Origin of the sequence: Herbaspirillum sp. C7C2, assembly GCF_022627865.1 — a bacterium.
GTDB classification, from domain to species: Bacteria; Pseudomonadota; Gammaproteobacteria; order Burkholderiales; family Burkholderiaceae_D; genus Herbaspirillum; species Herbaspirillum frisingense.
Map to the genome: position 1 here is coordinate 1 of NZ_JABXGI010000092.1, position 249 is coordinate 249.

Sequence of the window (249 nt, forward strand, 5' to 3'; positions counted from 1 at the left end):
GCCTCGGTCACGGAGATGACGCGCAGTTCCGCGTCGGCTCTCATGCCGGCCACCCGGCCGTGCAGGCGCAGAGTCATCCCGGGGCCCGCGAATGGGGTCCCCTCGGCGTCGAAACGCTGCTCGACGTCGTTCTTGCTCGGGGCGATCGGGGTGCCCTCCGCGTCGAAGCTCACACCGGCGTAGGCCGGTCCGGGTGCCGGGCGCACATCGTCGACGCTGAGTCCCGAGGCGCGCTGCGCCGTCCAGGTC

General features: G+C 72.7%; 1 protein-coding gene. It reads right to left on the minus strand.

Annotated elements, in window-relative coordinates:
- The coding region (locus tag HWE04_RS24370; RefSeq protein ID WP_241813945.1) for a hypothetical protein at positions 1 to 249 on the minus strand (249 nt) is incomplete at both ends.